This window comes from Paeniglutamicibacter psychrophenolicus (assembly GCF_017876575.1).
Classification (GTDB): Bacteria; Actinomycetota; Actinomycetes; order Actinomycetales; family Micrococcaceae; genus Paeniglutamicibacter; species Paeniglutamicibacter psychrophenolicus.
Map to the genome: position 1 here is coordinate 1,572,058 of NZ_JAGIOE010000001.1, position 18,347 is coordinate 1,590,404.

The 18,347-nt window shown below is 65.7% G+C and carries 16 protein-coding genes and 3 pseudogenes; 9 read left to right on the top strand and 10 right to left on the bottom strand.

Annotated elements, in window-relative coordinates; genetic code table 11:
- Window positions 1-337 precede the first annotated feature (337 nt).
- Both JOF46_RS06975 and JOF46_RS06980 read left to right on the top strand, forming a co-directional pair.
- On the top strand, window positions 338-2,095 hold the full coding sequence (locus JOF46_RS06975) for an FMN-binding glutamate synthase family protein (protein ID WP_209906663.1): 1,758 nt from the start codon (window positions 338-340) through the stop codon (window positions 2,093-2,095).
- A gap of 50 nt (window positions 2,096-2,145) precedes the next feature.
- The gene (locus tag JOF46_RS06980) at window positions 2,146-3,339 is read left to right on the top strand and encodes an MFS transporter (RefSeq protein WP_209906664.1); all 1,194 of its coding nucleotides are present in this window, start codon (window positions 2,146-2,148) and stop codon (window positions 3,337-3,339) included.
- Between the two features lie 5 nt (window positions 3,340-3,344).
- Here JOF46_RS06980 and JOF46_RS06985 read toward each other — a convergent pair whose 3' ends face one another.
- Window positions 3,345-4,418, bottom strand: coding sequence for an enoyl-CoA hydratase/isomerase family protein (locus tag JOF46_RS06985; protein ID WP_245348037.1), 1,074 nt, complete (start codon window positions 4,416-4,418; stop codon window positions 3,345-3,347).
- Window positions 4,419-4,585: 167 nt separating this feature from the next.
- Between JOF46_RS06985 and JOF46_RS06990 the strand changes: the two genes are divergently transcribed.
- The 4 genes and pseudogenes from JOF46_RS06990 to JOF46_RS22840 all read left to right on the top strand — a co-directional run.
- Window positions 4,586-4,975, top strand: a complete 390-nt coding sequence (locus JOF46_RS06990; protein ID WP_209906665.1) for a YidH family protein — start codon at window positions 4,586-4,588, stop codon at window positions 4,973-4,975.
- A complete protein-coding gene (locus tag JOF46_RS06995) occupies window positions 4,972-5,307 on the top strand; it encodes a DUF202 domain-containing protein (RefSeq protein WP_209906666.1) in 336 nt (111 codons plus the stop codon). Before JOF46_RS06990 ends, JOF46_RS06995 begins: the two co-directional genes overlap by 4 nt.
- A gap of 776 nt (window positions 5,308-6,083) precedes the next feature.
- Window positions 6,084-7,001: pseudogene (locus JOF46_RS22835) on the top strand (SpoIID/LytB domain-containing protein); the annotation flags it as partial.
- A 672-nt stretch (window positions 7,002-7,673) separates the two neighbouring features.
- Window positions 7,674-8,033, top strand: a pseudogene (locus JOF46_RS22840) (right-handed parallel beta-helix repeat-containing protein); the annotation flags it as partial.
- 4 nt (window positions 8,034-8,037) lie between these two features.
- Here JOF46_RS22840 and JOF46_RS07005 read toward each other — a convergent pair.
- Window positions 8,038-8,973, bottom strand: a complete 936-nt coding sequence (locus JOF46_RS07005) for a LysR family transcriptional regulator (protein WP_209906668.1) — start codon at window positions 8,971-8,973, stop codon at window positions 8,038-8,040.
- An 84-nt stretch (window positions 8,974-9,057) separates the two neighbouring features.
- Complete coding sequence (locus tag JOF46_RS07010; RefSeq protein ID WP_209906669.1) at window positions 9,058-9,315, bottom strand: hypothetical protein; 258 nt, start codon at window positions 9,313-9,315, stop codon at window positions 9,058-9,060.
- 134 nt (window positions 9,316-9,449) lie between these two features.
- On the opposite strand from JOF46_RS07010, the gene JOF46_RS07015 reads away from it, so the two are divergent.
- Window positions 9,450-9,944 (top strand): hypothetical protein, encoded by a 495-nt coding sequence (locus tag JOF46_RS07015; RefSeq protein WP_209906670.1) that lies wholly within the window; start codon window positions 9,450-9,452, stop codon window positions 9,942-9,944.
- Between the two features lie 97 nt (window positions 9,945-10,041).
- Here JOF46_RS07015 and JOF46_RS22535 read toward each other — a convergent pair.
- From JOF46_RS22535 to JOF46_RS07030, 3 genes and pseudogenes are all read right to left on the bottom strand, one after another.
- Window positions 10,042-11,088 (bottom strand): annotated as a pseudogene (locus tag JOF46_RS22535) (Tn3 family transposase); the annotation flags it as partial.
- Window positions 11,089-11,263: 175 nt separating this feature from the next.
- A complete protein-coding gene (locus tag JOF46_RS07025) occupies window positions 11,264-12,106 on the bottom strand; it encodes an urea carboxylase-associated family protein (RefSeq protein ID WP_209906671.1) in 843 nt (280 codons plus the stop codon).
- A gap of 44 nt (window positions 12,107-12,150) precedes the next feature.
- Window positions 12,151-12,816, bottom strand: coding sequence for a GntR family transcriptional regulator (locus JOF46_RS07030; protein ID WP_209906672.1), 666 nt, complete (start codon window positions 12,814-12,816; stop codon window positions 12,151-12,153).
- A 187-nt stretch (window positions 12,817-13,003) separates the two neighbouring features.
- On the opposite strand from JOF46_RS07030, the gene JOF46_RS07035 reads away from it, so the two are divergent.
- The gene (locus JOF46_RS07035; protein ID WP_209906673.1) at window positions 13,004-14,299 is read left to right on the top strand and encodes an Nramp family divalent metal transporter; all 1,296 of its coding nucleotides are present in this window, start codon (window positions 13,004-13,006) and stop codon (window positions 14,297-14,299) included.
- A gap of 338 nt (window positions 14,300-14,637) precedes the next feature.
- Here the strand turns inward: JOF46_RS07035 and JOF46_RS07040 are convergent, their stop codons facing one another.
- Complete coding sequence (locus tag JOF46_RS07040) at window positions 14,638-15,633, bottom strand: LLM class flavin-dependent oxidoreductase (protein WP_209906674.1); 996 nt, start codon at window positions 15,631-15,633, stop codon at window positions 14,638-14,640.
- A gap of 87 nt (window positions 15,634-15,720) precedes the next feature.
- Here JOF46_RS07040 and JOF46_RS07045 point away from each other — a divergent pair, with 87 nt between their 5' ends.
- Window positions 15,721-16,383 (top strand): hypothetical protein, encoded by a 663-nt coding sequence (locus tag JOF46_RS07045; protein WP_209906675.1) that lies wholly within the window; start codon window positions 15,721-15,723, stop codon window positions 16,381-16,383.
- Between the two features lie 91 nt (window positions 16,384-16,474).
- On the opposite strand, the gene cspE is transcribed toward JOF46_RS07045, so the two are convergent.
- The 3 genes from cspE to nirD form a co-directional block, all read right to left on the bottom strand.
- Complete coding sequence (gene cspE / locus JOF46_RS07050; RefSeq protein ID WP_007271190.1) at window positions 16,475-16,678, bottom strand: transcription antiterminator/RNA stability regulator CspE; 204 nt, start codon at window positions 16,676-16,678, stop codon at window positions 16,475-16,477.
- Between the two features lie 245 nt (window positions 16,679-16,923).
- A complete protein-coding gene (locus JOF46_RS07055) occupies window positions 16,924-17,715 on the bottom strand; it encodes a sirohydrochlorin chelatase (RefSeq protein WP_209906676.1) in 792 nt (263 codons plus the stop codon).
- Entirely contained in the window at window positions 17,712-18,089 is a 378-nt protein-coding gene (gene nirD, locus JOF46_RS07060) for a nitrite reductase small subunit NirD (protein ID WP_209906677.1), read from the bottom strand. Before nirD ends, JOF46_RS07055 begins: the two co-directional genes overlap by 4 nt.
- Window positions 18,090-18,347 lie beyond the last annotated feature (258 nt).

The window sequence follows — 18,347 nt, forward strand, 5'->3', positions numbered from 1 at the left end:
GGGAAAATCGTTGGATGGTGCAGTGTCTTGCCGCAGCGTTTTTGGGCGCACCGAAGTACGCCGAGCACTGCGGCAGGGTGGATCGGGAGGATCAGCGGCCGGCGGCCGGAAGGACCCGGGTTCGAGCTGTGATGGGAGTAACAAAATGGGCTAGACCCATTGAACTTACTCGCGGGTAGGTTTGCAAGCGTTTTGGGGAAAAAACTTACCCGACAGTAGGTTGTGACCTCTTTTGGGTTTTTGCTTGGGCCTTCGCAAATGCCCTTCAGTTGGTGCCAGTTGGTGCCGGATTCCTGAATCGGCCCAAACGGCGCGCGAAAGTTGTAGGCTCGCAGGCATGGTGAGATTCCTGATTATCGCGTTGTTGTCATTGCTCGGCTTCATCACGATCGTTGCCGCGTCCTTCGGCCGCGATGGATGGTGGGCGATTGCGGCGCTGGCCTTGTTGCTGCTGGGGCTGGGCATCCACGACGTGATCCAGACCAAGCACGCGATCCTGAGAAACTTCCCGGTGCTCGGACGCATGCGCTTCCTCTTCGAGTCCATCCGCCCCGAGATCCAGCAGTACTTCATTGAGCGGAACACCGACGGACGGCCCTTTGACCGCGACACCCGCTCGCTGGTCTACGCTCGTGCCAAGGGCGCCGACAGCCACAAGGCCTTCGGCACCGAACGCGACGTCAACGAGGTCGGCTACGAATTCCTGCTGCATTCCACCGCCCCGGTGCCAGTCAGTGGCGAACAGCACCGGGTGCGGATCGGCGGACCGGACTGCACCCAGCCCTACGACATGTCGCTGATGAACGTCTCCTCCATGAGCTTCGGGGCGCTGTCCAAGAACGCGGTGCTGGCCATGAACAAGGGCGCTGCCATGGGCGGGTTCGTCCAGGAAACCGGAGAGGGCGGACTGGCCCCGTACCACTTGGAGCACGGGGCGGACATTTTCTGGGAAATCGGGTCCGGGTACTTCGGCTGCAGGGATGCGGAAGGAAACTTTGACCCCGAAGTCTTCGCCCAAAAGGCGGCCAACGAACACGTCAAGGGCATCACCATCAAGCTCTCCCAGGGTGCCAAGCCGGGATTGGGCGGGGTGCTTCCGGCGGCCAAGATCACCCCGGAAATCGCCGAGACCCGCGGGGTTCCGATGGGCGTGGACTGCATTTCCCCGGCATCGCACTCGGCCTTCGGCACCCCGGCCGAACTCATGGAGTTCGTTGCCCGGCTACGGGAGCTTTCCGGCGGCAAGCCGATCGGCTACAAGTTCTGCGTGGGGTCGCGCACCGACGTGCTGGCCATGTGCAAGGCCATGCTGGAAACGGGGATCACCCCCGATTTCATCACCATCGACGGTTCCGAGGGCGGCACGGGTGCCGCCCCGCTGGAGTACGAGGACCACATGGGCACCCCGCTGACCGAGGGGCTGATGCTGGTACACAACGCCCTGGTCGGCAGCGGGCTGCGCGGCAGGATCCGGCTGGGTGCCGCCGGAAAGATCGCCACCGGCTCCGACGTGGTCAAGCGACTGATCCAGGGCGCCGACTTCACCTTCAGCGCGCGCGCCATGATGATGGCCACCGGATGCATCCAGGCGCAGAAATGCCACACCAACCGCTGCCCGGTCGGCGTGGCCACCCAGGACCCGCGGCTGATGCGGGCGCTGGACGTCACGGACAAGGGCAACCGCGTCTACAACTACCACAAGCTCACCGTCCAGGAGGCCGCGCAGCTGATGGCCTCGATGGGCGTGGGGGCTCCCGGCCAGCTGAATCTGCGGATGCTGCGCCGGCGCACCGACCAGTTCAGCACGCGCAGCTACGCCGGCCTGCACAACTGGCTGTCCCCCGGGGTACTGCTTGAGGACCCGCCACGCGGCTGGGCACAGGATTGGGCGGAAGCCGACTCCGGCACCTTCGGCGAACACGTACCGCTGCTGTGGTCGCATGACCGCGAACCGGCCCCGGTGATTGCCGGGACGGTGCCGACCAAGCGCGTGGAACCCAAGGACTCCACGCACCACACCGTGGCCCCGGTGCATCCCAACGCCGAACGGCCCGAGGGACGCCCGGCACCCAAGGCCACGCCCAAGGCAGGCTAACTTCGTCATGAATGCGTAGGGCCGGGCAGCCCAGCGGAATAATTGCCACCATGGACGCACCCGGAACCGCACCGAAAATCGGATTCCCCTCGGTGCTTGCCCACGCCTTCTTCCTGCAGGGCGCGGTGTACCTGGTGCGCCCTGCAACCTCCTACAAGGCGCTCGAGCTGGGGGTGAACCCCGGGCTGCTGGGACTGGTCGTGGCCAGCTTCTCGATCCTGCCGGTTTTCCTGGCCATCGCCATCGGGCGCGCCACCGACAGGGGACGCGAAAAGCAGGTGCTGCTCGGCGGCGCGGGGCTGATGCTGGCCTCGGGCGCCGGGTTGCTCTTTGCCGCACCCTCGCTCCCGGCACTGCTGGGCTGGAACGTGGTCCTGGGCGTGGGCCACCTGATGAGCATCATCGGGGAACAAGGCCGGCTGGCCTCGGCCAATGCCCGGAACATGGATAAGGTCTTCGGCTTCTACACCATGGTCACAGCGGTGGCGCAGGCCGCGGCCCCGCTGCTGCTGGGGTTCCTGGGAGGGGCGGCGGTGAACCCGGACACCGCGGTGCTGCTGGGCGCCTACCTGCTGGCCACCGCCGCGATGCTGGTGGCCACCTTCTTCATGGTGCGGCACTCGGTCCCGGTGGCTCCCGGCGGCTCCAAGGCCCCGGTGAAGCTGGGCACCGCGTTGAAGGTCGCACCCGCCGCCCGCAACACGCTCATCGCCTCGATCGGGCTGAGCATGATGGTGCTGTGCAGCATCGACCTGCTGCAGGTCTACCTTCCGGCGCTTGGCGTCGAACGGGGGATCCCCACGCAAACCATCGGCGGGTTGCTGGCGCTGCGTGCCGCGGCCACGGTGCTCTCCCGGCTGGGCATGGACCGATTGGTCCGCGCCGTGGGCAGGGCCCGGCTGTTGTTGGTTTCCACGGGTGCTTCGGCGCTGCTGGTCGGTCTGCTGGTGCTGGATCTGCCGGTGCCCGCGGTGGCGGCGCTGCTGGCGGCGGCCGGTTTGGGCCTGGGGCTGGGGCAGCCGCTGAGCATGACCGTGGTGTCCACCGCGGCCACGGAGGGCACCCGCGGGACCTGGATGTCGATCCGGCTGCTGGGCAACAGGCTGGGCCAGGCCGTGATCCCGGTGGGCGTGGGCGTCTTTGCCACCTCGCTGGGCGCCGGGGGAGTGTTCCTGGTCCTGGGCACGCTCATGGGGGCGGCGACGCTCGGGTCGATCGCGCCGCTGCGCACCTTGCGGAAGTGAAGTGGCTACGGGGCCTCGGCAACGACCGCGGCAACCGCGGCGGTGTCCACCTCATCCAGCCGGGCCGGGTTCCACGCGGGGTTCCGGTCCTTGTCGATGACCTGGGCGCGAATGCCCTCGGCGAGGTCGGGGCGGTGCATCAGGTAACCGGCGACCCGCAGCTCGCGATCCAGCGCAGAGCGCAGGTGGTCCTCGGCGCGCGCGGCCCGCACCGCGGCCAACGCGCATTCAAGCGACGTGGGGCTGTTCGCCCGGATCGCCGCGGCGGCCTCGGCGGCGGCGCCGTGGCCCATCGCGTCGAGGCGCTCCAGGATCCCGGCCAGATCCGGCGCGGAAAACGCAGCATCGATCCACGGCCTTGCCGCGGCCAGCCCGGATGCGGCGAAGGACCCGAAAAGCACCTCGAGCCCGGAGGCGATCTCGGCTGCCGGCATCGCCTCGAAGTCCGCCAGCGAGTCGATGGCCTCCTCGAAGCGATCGGATTCCACCATCATGTCCGCGAAGCCCAGCTCCACGGCATCGGCACCGCTGAAGGTGGAGGCGGTGAGCACCAGGTATTCGCCCAGGTGCCCCGGAGCGCGGCCCATCAGGTGAGTGCCACCCACGTCGGGGCTGTAGCCGATGCGGGTCTCGGGCATCGCGAAGCGCGCTTCGGGGGTGGTGATGCGGATCGAGGCGTGCGCGGACAGCCCGATCCCGCCACCCATGCACAACCCGTGGACCAGGGTGAGCACCGGCTTGGGGTAGGAGGAGATCATCTCGTTCAGGTCGAACTCCAGGCTCAATAGCTCCAGGAAGCTGTCGGGGTTCGGCCCGGTGACGGCCTCGTGGAAGCCCTTGATGTCCCCTCCGGCGCAGAAGCCGCGCTCCCCGGCACCGCGCAGCACCACCATGGAGACGGTCGGGTCATGCGCCCAGGCGGTGAACACCTCGGTGAGTTCCTTCAGCATCGGCAGGGTCAACGCATTGATGGCCTCGGGACGGTGCAGCTCGATCAGGCCCAGCGGCCCGGTGCGGGTGGAATGGATCAGGGATGTGATGGCGATCGTCCTTCGATGGTTCCGTGGGGTTGCTGCCAAGATATCGCCGATGCACCCCGAATGTGAAACCACCGGCGCGGCAACATCGCCGACTTGAACAGCGGGACACCGCTGCTTCGCCGGTATCCTGAACAGGAATTCACCACACCGGAGCGGTGCACCGCCGCACCCGAGGGAAGCACTGCGCAAGGGAGCACTCCTCAGCCATGGGATCGACCAAGGACAACGACGAACGCGGGTCCATTGCCAGACGTGTGCTGCCCGGCGGCAAGGAACCCGATCCGCGTTTCACCCTGGCCAACGAGCGTACGTTCCTGGCCTGGATCCGCACCGCCCTGGCGTTCCTGGCCGGAGGCATCGCACTTGAGGCATTCGCCGCCGACGCCTTCCCGGGCCCGCTGCGCACCGGGATCTCGGTGCTGCTGATCGTGATCGGCATGCTGGTCAGTGCCGGTGCGGCCCTGCGCTGGCGGAGGATCGAGATGTCGATGCGCCATTCACGGCCGCTGCCGTTGCCGCTGATCGTTCCCCTTCTGGGCCTGGGCGCGGCCCTGGCCGCCGCGGTGGTGGCCGTGCTGATCGCCCTGGACCGATGAGCGCCGGCCCGCGGGCGCCGATCCACCAGGATCCCGGGCTGCAGCCCGAACGCACCGTGATGTCCTGGGGGCGGACCACGCTCGCGCTGTGCGTCGCGGCCCTGGTGTTCCTGCGCTGGCTGCCGCACTACGGGGCGGGAATCCTGGCCATGGTCGTGTTGGCGACGGCTGCCGCCGGGGGCATCTACGCCACCCAGCGCCGCCGCTACGCACGCTCCTCCCGCGGGATCAGCTCCGAGCTCTTGCACGCCGACGTCGTGGCCGTGCTGTCCATCAGCGCACTGGTGCTGGGTCTGGGCGTGATCGGGATCCTCGTGGTGCTGGGCCCGTAGCGCCCGAAACCGGCAGGTCATCTGGGGTAACGGCCGCTGGCCGGTGGCATATGATCGGTAGTTGATGTTCCGTCGGGAAAACGCCCGGTTCCCCGCCGCACCGAGGTCCAAGGATCAACATGAGAAAAACCGCCCTGGCCGTATCGGCCGTGCTGATTGCCGCACTGCTGGTTCCCGGCGTCCCTGCCCTGGCCGTGGCCCCCGCCAGCGCCGCCGTGGCCACCGCGAGCACCAAGGACACCAACAAGGCCTACCTGGCCAAGGCCGCCAAGGCGCTCGGCGGGGCCGACGCGGCAACGGGCAAGCTCAGGGACGGGACGCTGTGGCGGTCGCACCGCGACGGCATCGTGGTGTACTCCGACAAGCGCCGCGCGCTGACGGTGCGCAACGCGATGGCCCGGGCGTGGGCGGACACCGGCTGGGAAAACGGCCGCTTCGGCTACCCGGCGGGCGAGCAATACAAATCGGGGGCCGACACCCGGCAAAACTTCGGCGGCGGCGTCATCGGCGTGCGCCCCAACGGAACCTCGTACTGGCTGCCCAAGGCCCCGAAGCTCCCGGACTTCACCGTCACCGGGGCCGGCTGGGGACACGGCGTGGGCATGAGCCAATACGGGGCCCGGGCCATGGCCGCCGAGGGCAAGAGCGCCACCGGCATCCTGCAGTACTACTACAACCCCGCCAAGGTCACCGCCGGCAAGAGTGCACCGGCCGGAGACATCCGGGTGCAGGTGCTCAAGTCAACCAGCAGCTCCCTGGCCGTTGCCGGCGCGCGCATGCGCGTCACCGACCCGGCGGCCAGGAAGACCTACACCGCCCCGGCCGGCTCCACGCTCACCCTGAAGCGCAGCGGCTCGCAACTGTCCTACGTGCTGAAGACCGCCGCCGGATACGACGTCATCCCGCGCGATGCGAACAAGGACGGGGTCAACGACAAGGACCCCGCACCGCAGGAAAACAAGACCAGCGGCAAGCTGCGGATCACCTGGGAGGGCACGCGCGCCTGGGCCTCGTCCAAGCGCGCCTCCATCTCCATCCCCAAGGCCAACGCCGAGTCCTCGGCGCCGGGGCTCTACCGCCACGGATACCTGGAAGCTGGACTGCTCAAGGACCAGGTGAACCTGGTGACTTCGCTGCGGCTGAACGACGAATACCTCTACGGCCTGGCCGAGGTCCCGTCCTCCTGGCCTTCCGCGGTGCTGCAGGCCCAGGCCATCGCCGGGCGCACCTACGCCATGCGCAAGGTCACCAGGCTCAAGGAATCCTGCGACTGCAACGTCACCGACGAGGTCCAGGACCAGAAATTCACCGGCTGGACGAAGGAAAACGAACAGCCCGGCTACGGGGCCAGGTGGAAGGCGGCGGTGAACGCGACGCTGACGCGCAACGCCGCGGGCGTGCCCACCTCCGGCAAGGTCGTCACCTACGCCGGGCGGCTGGCCGAGACCCTGTACTCGTCCTCGACCGGCGGGGCCACCCGCAACAGCGAGGACGTATGGGGCGGGGCCGCGCTGCCCTACCTGCGCTCGCGCACCGACCCCTGGTCGCTGAAGGCCAGCGCCAACAACCCCTACCGGACCTGGACCCAGCGCACCTCCCAGCGGGACATGGCCAAGGTCTTCGGACTGAACGATGTGGTGGGCGTGAAGTTCACCCGTGCCAAGGACCTGACCATCAGCTCGGCCACCGCCAGGACCTCCTCCGGGGCGGCCAAGACCCTGGCGGGGAACGCCTTCCGCTCCTGGGCCTCCGGCATCGGCGCGCACTCGGCCTGGATCACCGGCATCAAGGCCAGCACTACCGTCCCCAAGGCCACGGCCATCAACCCCCGGAACTTCTGCACCACCACGGTGAAACCCGGGACGAGCCTTGCCAAGGCCGCCTCCAAGGCCCGCGACGGGGCAGTCATCTGCCTGAAGGCCGGAACGCACAAGGCCGGCAACGTGGTGCTCAAGCCGCGCCAAACCCTCATCGGGCACACCCGCTCCAATACCCGGCTCAACGGGACCATCTCGGTCACCACGAAGAAGTCCGGCAAGCTGCACCGGATCGGCACGGCGCGTATCCCCGCCAAGGCCCCCACAAGGCTTTCCTGCAACACCTCGAGCCAGTGCAACTCCGCGCAGGTGCTCTTCGCCAACGGGGCCCAGCTGACCGCGGTCTCCTCCAAGTCCAGGGTCAAGGCCGGAACGTACTGGATCGACCACAGGAACCGGTCCATCTTCACGTCCAAGGCAAGCAGCAAGAAGTACAAGTACACCCTGGCCACCACGGCGCGCGCGGCAACGCTGGGCACGTGGGCGCGGATGGGCAACGTGACCGTGTCCGGCTACGCCAACCCGGGCAACACCGGGGCGGTGTGGCTGCGCGGCGCACACTCCACGCTGAGCGGCTCGACCGTCGCCTCGAACCACGGCATCGGCGTGCAATCCAACGGCCAGGCCACGGCGGTCCTGGACTCCTTCGTCCGGCGCAACGGCCAGGCGGGCATCAGTGCCTCGGGCGGGAAGAACACCGTGGTGCGGGGCACCGAGGTCGGCAAGAACGGATGGGCAGGCTTCAGGCCCGCGACCTTCACCGGCGGCATCGCCGCCTCCAACAAGGCCACGGTAAAGGTATCGGCCTCCAGGATCCTGGACAACAGGGGAGCGGGGACCCGCGGGGTGCGCGCCAAGAAGGGTGCCAAGGTCTCTGTCGTTTCCAGCACGGTGCGCGGAAACAGGTAGGGCGCTAGCGGCGCCTGGGCCCGATGGCGGTTTCCGCCAGCACCTTGGTCAGCCGGTCCATGAACACCCCGGTCTTGGGGTTGTCCCTGCCTTCGGGCCGCAGCGCGAAGATGCTGCGGGCCAGGCGGATTTCCGGGGCGTCAATGACCTGGATGCCCTCGGGGGCCCGCAGCATGGCCAGCTCGGGGACCAGGGCCGCGCCCAGCCCCGCGGCGACCATGTGCAGCGAGGCGTTGAAGTCATCGGAGTGGGCGACCACGCGCGGGTGGATGTTGAAGGCGGCAAAGAGCCGGGAGATCACCGTTGCATCGGACGTGCCAGGATGGTGCATGATCCAGGGCATGTCGGCCAGCTGGGAAGCGGAAAAGACCGAGGAACCATCGAGATTCCAGGCGGCGGGGACCACGACGCGGAACGGGTCGTCGCCCAGCCACTGGCGCTCGAGCTGCGCCGGCCAGGCCAGTCCGGCCTGTCCGACCTGGAAGATCAGCGCCAAATCCAGTTCCCCGTCCCGGCGCAACCCGGTGATGGTCTGGTGCGGTTCGCCCACGTTCACGCGCAGCGCTATGCCCAGCCGGTCCCATTCCTTGGAGCCGAGCAGCCGCGGCAGGGCGAAGGTGGCCAGTGACGGGAAGATCCCGATGCGCAGTTCCTGCAGCGGCTTGCCGCTGGGGTCAAGGTCGGGGGTGGAGGTCGCTGCCATGAGCGCATCGATGTCGGTGAGCACGCGCTTGGCGTGGCGCACCATGGTCAGCGCGGCGGGCGTCGGCTCGATGCTCTTGGCACTTCGGGCAAAGAGCGTGGTTGAGGTGTCTCGTTCCAGGGCCGACATCTGCTGGGAGACCGCCGAGGGCGTGTAGCCCAGGGCCAGGGCGGCGGCGGCGAAGGACTTGTGCCTCACCACTTCCAGCAGGGTGCGCAGATGAACCGGATTGACCACGTAAGGACTCCTGTGCCTGGGAACGGGTTGAGGGCGCGAACCGGTGAGGCTCGCGCTCCCATCAATCCTAGGCGGACAGGGAAGCTATTCGGTTTCCTCGGCGAGGACTTCCTCTTCGGTCCATTCCTCTTCGACGGTTTCCTCGTCGTCGTCCTGGTCCTGCGCGGTGAGGTCGTCATCGAGCAGGTACAGGTGCTTGCGCAGCGGATCCAGGGCGGTCATGGTCTCCGGGCTGTCGGAGGAACCCTCGTAGGGCTGGCCGTCACGGCCGTCGTCCGGCTCGTACATGTCGTCGTCAATCGGCTCGTCAAAGATGGTGTCATCAAAGCTGTTGCCCATCATGTCCCTCTTTCCTCGATCGTGCGGGATTTGCGGCTGAACCCCGATTGATTACAGCCTATGTTGACTCGACGCGTATGGGAATGGGCACTTTTTCGCGGGCGGATCCGGGTGCCGGCGCGCGGTAGGGTCGACATATGGACAGCGACACCACACCCAGGTTCTTCACCCCGGCCATCAGCCGCCCGGCATTGCTTGCCGCGGCCGGAAGGATCCTGGCACCTGCCTTGTGGCTGGGATTGCTGATCGGGATTTCCTTCATCGAGACGCCGCTGAAGTTCCTGGCCCCGGGCATGACCCTGGCCCTGGGGCTCGGGATCGGGCAGCTGGTGTTCGCCGCCATGAACATCGTGGAGGTCGTGTTCTTCATCGTGCTCGCTGCCTCCTGCATCAAGCGCGGCCTGGACAGGGCATTCCTGTGGGTCGTCGCGTCGACAGGACTGGTGCTGCTGGCCAAGGTAGCATTGATCCGCCCGTTCCTGGCCAAGCGCACCGAGGCGGTGCTGGCCGGTGTCGAGGCCGGCGGATCGAGCTGGCACTACTTCTACATCGCCGCCGATGGGCTGCTGACCGTCTTGCTGGTCACGCTGCTGGTGATGGGCGTGCGCCGCTGGGTCCTCCCGGGACGTTGAGCCGGGCGGGCACCGGGGCACAAGAAGGCCGCGCCGTGCAGAAGCCGGTGAACACGCAGGTGTTCGGGGGCCTTCGCACGACGCGGCCTGTTTGGTTGCGGCGCAGGTCGGGATATTGGAGCCAATCCAACGGGAAAAGCGTTCGTTCCAACCTGCCCAGCTCCCGCAGCGCGTGGCGAGGCCGTTTTGGCGTGGGTAGGCGCCGAGCTTGCGCATCATCAAGGATGCGGTCACGGGGCCTGTCTTATGGATGTGGCCAGCCGGAGGATTTCATCCCAGTGCGCGGTGATGGTCTTGGTGTTGATGGTTCCTCCGATCAGCGGCGCCAGAGTGGCAGGTCCTGGCGCATTGGTAGGTGTGTAGAAGCGGGTGTCGCCGATGTTGCGGATCCGGGGTGCGAACCGGTATCCGAGCAGATCCATGAGGGCGAAGAGATGGTCGGTGAACCCTGCGGTGTCGGTGCAATGCTCCTGGATCGCCAGGTCGGGCTCGTGATACAGCAGCCCGTCCAAGACGTAGGTCGCGTCGCGGTCCCCGACGTTGATGAGTTTGCTGTGGAAGGGCGAATATTTATCCGAGACGTGGGTGTAGATCATTCGTCCGGGTTCGGCCCCGTACTTCGGGTTCACATGCCCGGTGGAATCGGCATGGCTTCCGGCACGGAAGCGCTGCCCGTCCGAGGAAGATGTGGCGCCGTCCCCCAGTGCGCGCCGAATGGGTGTGCGTGCTGGGTATTGACCAGCTCGACCAGGGCGGCACTATATGTTTCATCCCGGATGTGGGAAGCCTGCTGGCGGTCCAGTGGGGCGTAGATGACGCCGGTGCATGACTCGGACATCTTCGTCAATCCCAGGTTGATTCCATCGGCCAGGATTGCGGTGAGCAGAAGCTGATTGTCCTTGGAGGGTTGGCCGGACTTGAGGTTGGTGAAGTGGAGGGTGAAGCCCGTCCAGCCGTCTGTTTTCTTCAACAGGTCGGTGATTCGTATCCGCGGGAACATGGCGCAGGCCCGGTCGATCAAGGGCTACGCGTGTTGCGGCACGATCGTCTCGAGCGGGGTGATCTTCACGCCGCTGGCAGTGATCAGCACCCCGGGCGGTTCATCACGGGAGACAAGAGAGTTGACTTGGTGCAGACGTTCGCCGTCGATGATCTCCAGGCGTACTACGAAAGTCTCACAGTTCTCGGTCCCACGCTGAGGCAGTCGCCAACTGGCATGGGTCCGGAGATCGCCGTCGTACTCGATGGCATTTGCAGCAACCTGATCTAGGTCGTCTTCATAGTCCGTTGAGCACGACGGCGGTGCGCCAGGGAGTGGTTTAGCTCCAGGTCTTGGCGCGCAACCCGTGGGCTCCCAGGTAGCGCGGGGAAGTGGGTTCGGTCCACCCGTTGGTCAAGTCCTCGTCGAGGGCGTAGACGGACACGTTCAGTGGGTGGCAGTTCTCCACGGGGTCCTCATTGCCGGAGCCAAACATGGGCTGGGACAGATCGCCACCGGGGCAGGTCGAGAGGGCTACGAGCAGGTCCTGCTCGGCGAAGAACTCGAAGTGGTCCCCCGGCTGGGCGGGACATGTCTTCATGAAGTACTCGTCCCGGTCGTTGAGGCCGGTGCACTGGAAGACGTTGAGCACGTCGTGCACGTCGAACTCGGTCAGTCCGAACGGGAGAACCGCGCGCACGAGGTTGGAGTGGCAGTGGTAGTCGAAGCTCACGTCGTTGAGCATCTGCGACACGTAGGGGTCGCAGCGTGTGCCCAGCGTGTCGTGCAACCGCCCGCCCTCAGCGTCGGTCCCGTAGTCGGCGAGGGTGTCGCCCACGATGGTTGCCATGGGCCGCAGGAATGGCAGGGTCGACCAGAGGCGGTCATAGGTGCTCAGGTGTGCGGCCTGAAGCTGGCGGGTGCGGGCCGCCCAGAAGCGTTCGCGAGGATCATGGAGGTTCCACATGTTCAGGTCGCCGACCTGTGGGCCATCAACGGTGGAAATCCGGCACACGTGGCCGGCAGGCACTTCCCACGCCTGCCCAGAGCGGATCTGGACCGTGAATTCCTGCACCAGGGTGCGCTTTTCGGTCTGCTCACCGATGCGTTTGTAGAAGTCCTGGTCGACTTTCAGGGCGGTGCCTTGGTAGGCGGCTTCGGTCAAGCGTGGATCGGCGGTCATGTGGGCTCCTTATACTGGGGTGAACGTTGGGATGCGGGCGGGATCTAGGGGTGGTTGCGCTGGGCTGCGCGCACTGCATCGACGACGGCCGCCTCGGAATCGGCCAGGTAGCCCAGCAGTTCGATCTCGGCGGACTCCCGCCGGCCGGCCAACAACAGATCGGCAATGGATCGATCGCGGTCAACCCACTGCGCTTGGAACGCCGCTTCATCGGGCATGACGGCGAAGGCCAGTCGGAGCTGGGCGGCCATGCCGGCGAAGAATCGGTCCAGTCGGGCAGACCCGGCCAGGGCGACGAGCGCCGAGTGGAAGGCCAAGCTGGCCGTTCCAGCATCGCGCCACTGCTGCAGGCGCCGATCCTCAATGCTGGCCTGGGCTGCTTCGTCCAATCGCCGCAGCGTGGCGTCGCTTGCTTGACTGCTGGCCCGAACCCCACCGACCTCAAGGATCCGCCGGGCAGCGTAGATGTCCGAAACATCCGCGGGTGTCAGCACCCGCACCGAGGCGCCGGCATTGACCGTTGAGGCGACCAGCCCGTCGTTGACGAGCAGGCGCAGTGCCTCCCGGACGCTGTTGCGGGAAACGCCGTGCTCGGGGGCTAGGGCCCGGTCCATTAGGCGTGTGCCCGGGGGCAGTTCGCCACGCAGTATCTGCAGGCGCAACTTCTCACGAACCCTGCCGGAAGCGCTGGTGTCGTCGTCCTCTATCATGTATCGAAGATAACATGGTTCAACCATTCCAACGGCATGAAAATGATTCTTGGACCAATTTTCGCTCCAATAGCGTAGATGGGACGACTCATTTCTGAATTTTGTCGAAATGCTCTTGCCAGATGGTTCAACCATCCATAGTGTGGGGCATCACAAGATTATTGCCGCCATTGTTGAGGAGAACATCATGAAGGAAGCGCAGCCAGGAGCACCGGAGGCCTCCGGGACACTCAGGGTCAGGCCCGCCCTGCAGCAGGGCCGTGGCAAGCGGCATTCACGCTTCGGTCCCGGCCTGATCATTGCCGCTTCCTTCATTGGACCTGGGACAATCACGACGTCGATCGTCACCGGGGCCTCGTATGGGTTCACACTGGCCTGGGCCGTGGTTTTTTCGATCATCGCGACCATCGTGTTGCAGGAGATGAGCGGGCGACTGGGAATCGCCACGCGGTTGAGTTTGGGTGAGGCCCTGCGTACGGTGTTTGCCTCGAAGCTGGCGCGCGGGATCATGGTGGTGCTGGTCGTGGCCGCCATCGGCATCGGTGGGGCCAGCTACGCGGGCGGGGACACCACGGGAACGGCCCTGGCGCTCAACACCGTCACAGGGCTGGACATGCGCATACTGGTCGTGGTCCTGCTCGTGTTCATCGGGACGCTGCTGTGGACCGGGAGCTATAAGGCCATCGAGGTCGTGCTGACAATCATGGTGGTCATCTTGGGCGGCATCTTCTTGCTCACTGCCATCGCGGTGCGTCCTCCCGTTGGAGAGATGCTCGCCGGAATGTTGATTCCTACCGTGCCATCAGGGGCCATGCTCACGACCATCGCCCTGATTGGCACGACAGTGGTTCCCTATAACTTGTTTTTGCAGTCGAGTTTGGTCCAGGAAAAGTGGGGCAGGGAGCTGGATCCACGCGCTTCGATCCGGGAATCCCGGGTGGATACCGCGGTGTCCATCTCGGTTGGCGGCCTGATCACCCTCGCAGTCATGGCCACAGCCATGGGGGCAATGTACCTGAACGGGTTGGCAGCCGAGACCGGCGAGGACCTCACGCGCGCGCTGGAACCCCTGCTCGGCGACGCCTCGCCATGGGTCTTTGCCACCGGTCTATTCGCGGCCGGCTTCACTTCCGCCGTGGCCGGACCGCTGGGCGCCGCCTACGCGATCAGCGGCACGCTGGGACGCAGCACCGACCTCAGGAGCACGCCGGCACGCGCCGTGTGGATCGGCATCCTGATCGTTGGCGGACTGATTGCGGTCACGGGCACTAATCCCGTACAGATGATCATCATCGCACAGGCAGCCAACGGCCTGCTGCTCCCGATCATCGCGATCTTCCTAATGGTAGTGATGAACAACAAACAACTGATGGGAGCCTACCGCAACGGCCCGCTGGCCAACGTCTTTGGCTGGATCATTTGCCTCGTTGTCACTGGTCTGGCGGGCTACCAGCTTGGCGATCTGGGCGGACTGTGGGGGTAGACCGCAGTTTTCCACCAGTTCGATCGGGGCTCGAGGGTTCCCGATTCCCCTTCGATCAAGGATCATGAGGGCATACTTGGATCCTGTCGATCGTGGCGAAGCGTCAAATAGAGCATCACGGGTAGGGGCGCGCCGTTTGGGTGCACCCCTACTTTGTGGTGGTGCCGCGGTCTCCACCGTGAACTCCAACCCCGAAGGCTGGGGTAAACGAGCAATGCTGCTCCTTTGCTACCCAAATACCGGCTACAAACCGGGCCGAATACTGTTCAACGGCTGCACACTTCGGGCGAAAAATCGCACAGACGTCGGATATTCGACTTTTTCACAAGCCACCCCTGCTAGACGCCTGCTGGCGCCATGGCCTTGGCGGTGATCTTCACCGAGGCCAGGCGCTGGGCCGGGTCGCTGGCATTGTGCACGGTGATCAGCTCATCGGCCTGCGCGGTGCGCGCGAACTCCTCGAGGTACTGCGCCACGGCCGCCCCGTCGCCGACAGCGGTGTACTTGAGCATGTTCATGATCGAATCCCCGTGTGGGGAATCCAGCAGCATCTCCACCTCGTCGTCGGTGAACTCGACGGGGCGGTTGCGCCCGAGGAAGAGCCGGATGCGGTCGCGGCGGACCTGCTCGAAGATGGCATGGGCCTCGCTGTTGGTCTCTGCGGCCACCACGCCGACCCCGGCGATGACCCAAGGCTCGGCGAGGAATTCGGAGGGCTGGAATTCGTTGCGGTACGCGGTGGTCGCCTGGATGAGCGCGTCGGGGGCAAAGTGCGAGGCGAAGGAATAGGGCAGGCCCAGCTGGGCGGCTAGCCTGGCCCCGAACAGGCTGGAGCCCAGGATGTACAGCGGGACGTTGGTACCGTGGCCCGGGTAGGCGTTGACGCCCTCGATGCGTGATTCCTTCCCGAAGTACGCCTGCAGCTCCAGCACGTCGTGCGGGAACGCGTCGGAGGCGGATGGGTCCCGGCGCAGGGCCCGGAATGTGGCCTGGTCGGTGCCCGGCGCGCGGCCCAGGCCCAGGTCGATGCGGCCCGGGAAGAGCGTTTCCAGGGTGCCGAACTGTTCGGCGATCACCAGCGGGGAGTGGTTGGGCAGCATGACGCCGCCGGCGCCCAGCCGGATGGTGTTGGTGTGGTGGGCGACGTGGCCAATGAGCACCGAGGTTGCCGAGGAGGCGATCGAGCTCATGTTGTGGTGTTCGGCGTACCAGACGCGTTTGTAGCCGTTCGCCTCGGCGGTTTGCGCCAATTCGACGCTCTGGGCGAAGGTCTCGGCGGCTGAACCGCCACGGCGGATGGGGGCAAGATCAAGGATCGACATAGGAATGCTCACATAGGCGGCAACCAGCGCCCGCCCGCATTCATTCCCCGGCATCGGGCACGCCACACCGCGACCGGGTCCGGGCGTAGGCTTTGGGGCATGAGGCGGATTCCGTTGATGATGGCGCCCGGACTGCTGGCCTGTTTCCTGGGCGCCTGCACCACCCTTGTGCCCGATCCGCCCGAACCTGCGCCCTCCACCCAGGCGAACGCCCAGCCACTTCCGCTACCCGGCGATTGCCCGCAGGCCGGCGCGGTCGAACCGGTGAAGGGCATCGCGGCGGGGACCGATGCCCAGATTGCCGCGGACCTGTTGGCTGCGGTGGGGCGGTGGACCAACGCCGGAACGGCAATGGTCACCAATGAACCGGCCTGGATCGGCCCCGGGGTGCGCGGGCATTGCCTGGCGGACCTGGCCGAGGCACTCGGGCGGATCTACGGACCGGTGCTGTTTGCCGGGAACGCGGACGAGACGCTGGCGAGTTTTCGGTCCGAGGTTGTGCAGGAGAACCTGGCGAACCTGAAAACCGCGCAGGAGCAGGGCCGGGCCACCGATGCCAAGCGGGAACTGGTGCTGATCCAGCAGTCGTCGCAATCGGAGTCCGGGACATTCTTGAATCTCGTCGTGCGCCGGTTCGAGAGCGGGTCGATCCAGCCGGCAGGCATGGAGACATGGTTCGTCATCGTGGGGCCGCCGGAATCGCAAAACCTAGTGTTCCACCTGGAGAGAAAGGCGAGCCCGCACGGATCGTTCAGTTGGTGAGGCGCAAATCGTTAAACAGCAAGGGCGCCACTCCCGTAAGGAGTGACGCCCTCGCCTAGTCAGCTAAAAGCCGCAGGTGATGATCCGGAGCTTAGACAGCGCGGATATCGGTGGCCTGCAGGCCCTTCTGGCCCTGGGTAACTTCGAACTCTACGCGCTGGCCCTCTTCGAGCGAGCGGAAGCCGTTCGACTGAATGGCGGAGTAGTGTGCAAAGACATCATCCGAGTTGTCGTCCGGAGCGATGAAGCCGAAGCCCTTTTCGGCGTTGAACCACTTAACGGTACCTGTTGCCATGATGGGTGTGTCCTTTCGAGACTGTCCTGAAATGGGACGTAGGGGAGCGAACTCCACTGTGGAATTCACTTGCAGCTACGTGATTCAACGCGGTTCAGAAAGGTACTCGCCCCGGCAACGGGGTATTTGCACTGCTTTACTGCGAGAAAAACTAGAACTACAAGCTCAACGGTACGCTACTTAGCGCCGAGTTACTACCATCGGGGTACTTTCGAGACAAAATTAGCCCGAAAAACCCCGTTTGTTTACCTCTTGGTGGACTGGTGATACCGGTTGACAACGATATCCACCAGCTCCTTCGGAGGACGTTGCGTGGAATCCAAAAGGGGAGCGCTCAGCACGTCGGGGGCGCATTTGGCCGCCATTTGGGCGAAGTGTCCCGGTGCCAGCAGGTAGCTGGCCACCACCGTGCGCCGCCCCGGATTGTGTGATCGGGCATAGGCGAGCGCATCTTCCAGGCGAGGTTCCTCCGCTGAGATGTAGGCAACAGTCACCGGCACCTGCAAGCTGCCCGCAAGCAGCTGTGCCATGGTGCGGCAGTCGTTGACCCCCACCGGATCCGTGGTTCCGGCGCAGGCCATGATCACCGCCTCCCCGGGAACCCAGCCCGCCTGCAGTAGCCTCCGGTGCATCACCGCCGCAAGGGAAGCATCGGGGCCCAATGGGGCGGCCACGGTGGTGCCCGCGCGCAGGGCAGCGGCGGCGCCCAGATCTTTTGAGGCATGGGTTCCGGCAGATAGCAGGAGGGGAATCAGGGTGGCCCGATTCCCGGGGTTCATGGTGGGTGACGCCATCAGGTCTTCCACGCGTGGCCGCTGCACGTCAACAAAAGCGCCGTGCACCGTGATGCCGTCAAGCGCCCTGGCCACCTCCTCAACCAGGGAGAGCACGGCTGCGCTCCCGGAGGGACTATCCGTCCCGTGCGACACCGCCACCAGATCCGGGTAGGGATCGGCTTCCATCCAGCCGAGCCATGCCGAATGTTCAAGGCGTGGTGCCAATTGCGTGCTGTTGCGTGGTGCGGCGTCGATGCTCATTGCCCGGCCTCCATCCAGAGCGTGTCATCCAGGCGGTGCACGGCGAAGACCGGCAGTGGAGCAGTGGCCGCGCTGAGGCATGCGCCGGTGTCCAACCGGTACACCTCCTTGTGCAGCGGGCAGGCAATGGTGGGAACCCGGGACCCGTCGATGGTCCTGTCTCCGAGAATGCCGCGTGCCATGACCTTGGCGCCGGAACCCGGGCAGTGGTGTGAGGTGGCGAAGTACTCATCGGACTCGGTGCGGTACATGGCGACCTGAGTGCCGTCGACCCATGCGGCTTCACCCCACCCCGGTTCGAGGTCTCCGGCGTTGCACACGGCCACCATGGGCGTGGTGCCCTCGAGCGTGGTTTCTTGAACTGATGCACTCATCGCTTGTCCTTTCATCGGGGTGTTTATTCGATGAATCGAGCTTGGCAGGGGCTTGTTACAGCGGTGCGGGTCGGATATTGCCGGTGGGTAAATCCCGGCTCACGAGTGGGGGCCGGGCCCGTGAACACCGTGCGAGCGGTGCAACCACTTCCGGCACGCCCAACTTTCGGTCCTTCTATTTCGAACGTGTTTCCCGATTCTCACGAGTTGGTATGCGTGGGGGATAGAGAGTTGTCCTGAATGAAACAAAGAGGAAAT

Coding starts and splice junctions, on each gene's coding strand:
- JOF46_RS07055 (WP_209906676.1), bottom strand. CDS start 17,715: ATGAGCATCGACGCCGCACCACGCAACAGCACGCAATTGGCACCACGC.
- cspE (WP_007271190.1), bottom strand. CDS start 16,678: ATGGCAACAGGTACCGTTAAGTGGTTCAACGCCGAAAAGGGCTTCGGC.
- JOF46_RS07010 (WP_209906669.1), bottom strand. CDS start 9,315: ATGATGGGCAACAGCTTTGATGACACCATCTTTGACGAGCCGATTGAC.
- JOF46_RS06980 (WP_209906664.1), top strand. CDS start 2,146: ATGGACGCACCCGGAACCGCACCGAAAATCGGATTCCCCTCGGTGCTT.
- JOF46_RS07015 (WP_209906670.1), top strand. CDS start 9,450: ATGGACAGCGACACCACACCCAGGTTCTTCACCCCGGCCATCAGCCGC.
- nirD (WP_209906677.1), bottom strand. CDS start 18,089: ATGAGTGCATCAGTTCAAGAAACCACGCTCGAGGGCACCACGCCCATG.
- JOF46_RS07025 (WP_209906671.1), bottom strand. CDS start 12,106: ATGACCGCCGATCCACGCTTGACCGAAGCCGCCTACCAAGGCACCGCC.
- JOF46_RS07035 (WP_209906673.1), top strand. CDS start 13,004: ATGAAGGAAGCGCAGCCAGGAGCACCGGAGGCCTCCGGGACACTCAGG.
- JOF46_RS06975 (WP_209906663.1), top strand. CDS start 338: ATGGTGAGATTCCTGATTATCGCGTTGTTGTCATTGCTCGGCTTCATC.
- JOF46_RS06995 (WP_209906666.1), top strand. CDS start 4,972: ATGAGCGCCGGCCCGCGGGCGCCGATCCACCAGGATCCCGGGCTGCAG.
- JOF46_RS07030 (WP_209906672.1), bottom strand. CDS start 12,816: ATGATAGAGGACGACGACACCAGCGCTTCCGGCAGGGTTCGTGAGAAG.
- JOF46_RS07045 (WP_209906675.1), top strand. CDS start 15,721: ATGAGGCGGATTCCGTTGATGATGGCGCCCGGACTGCTGGCCTGTTTC.
- JOF46_RS06990 (WP_209906665.1), top strand. CDS start 4,586: ATGGGATCGACCAAGGACAACGACGAACGCGGGTCCATTGCCAGACGT.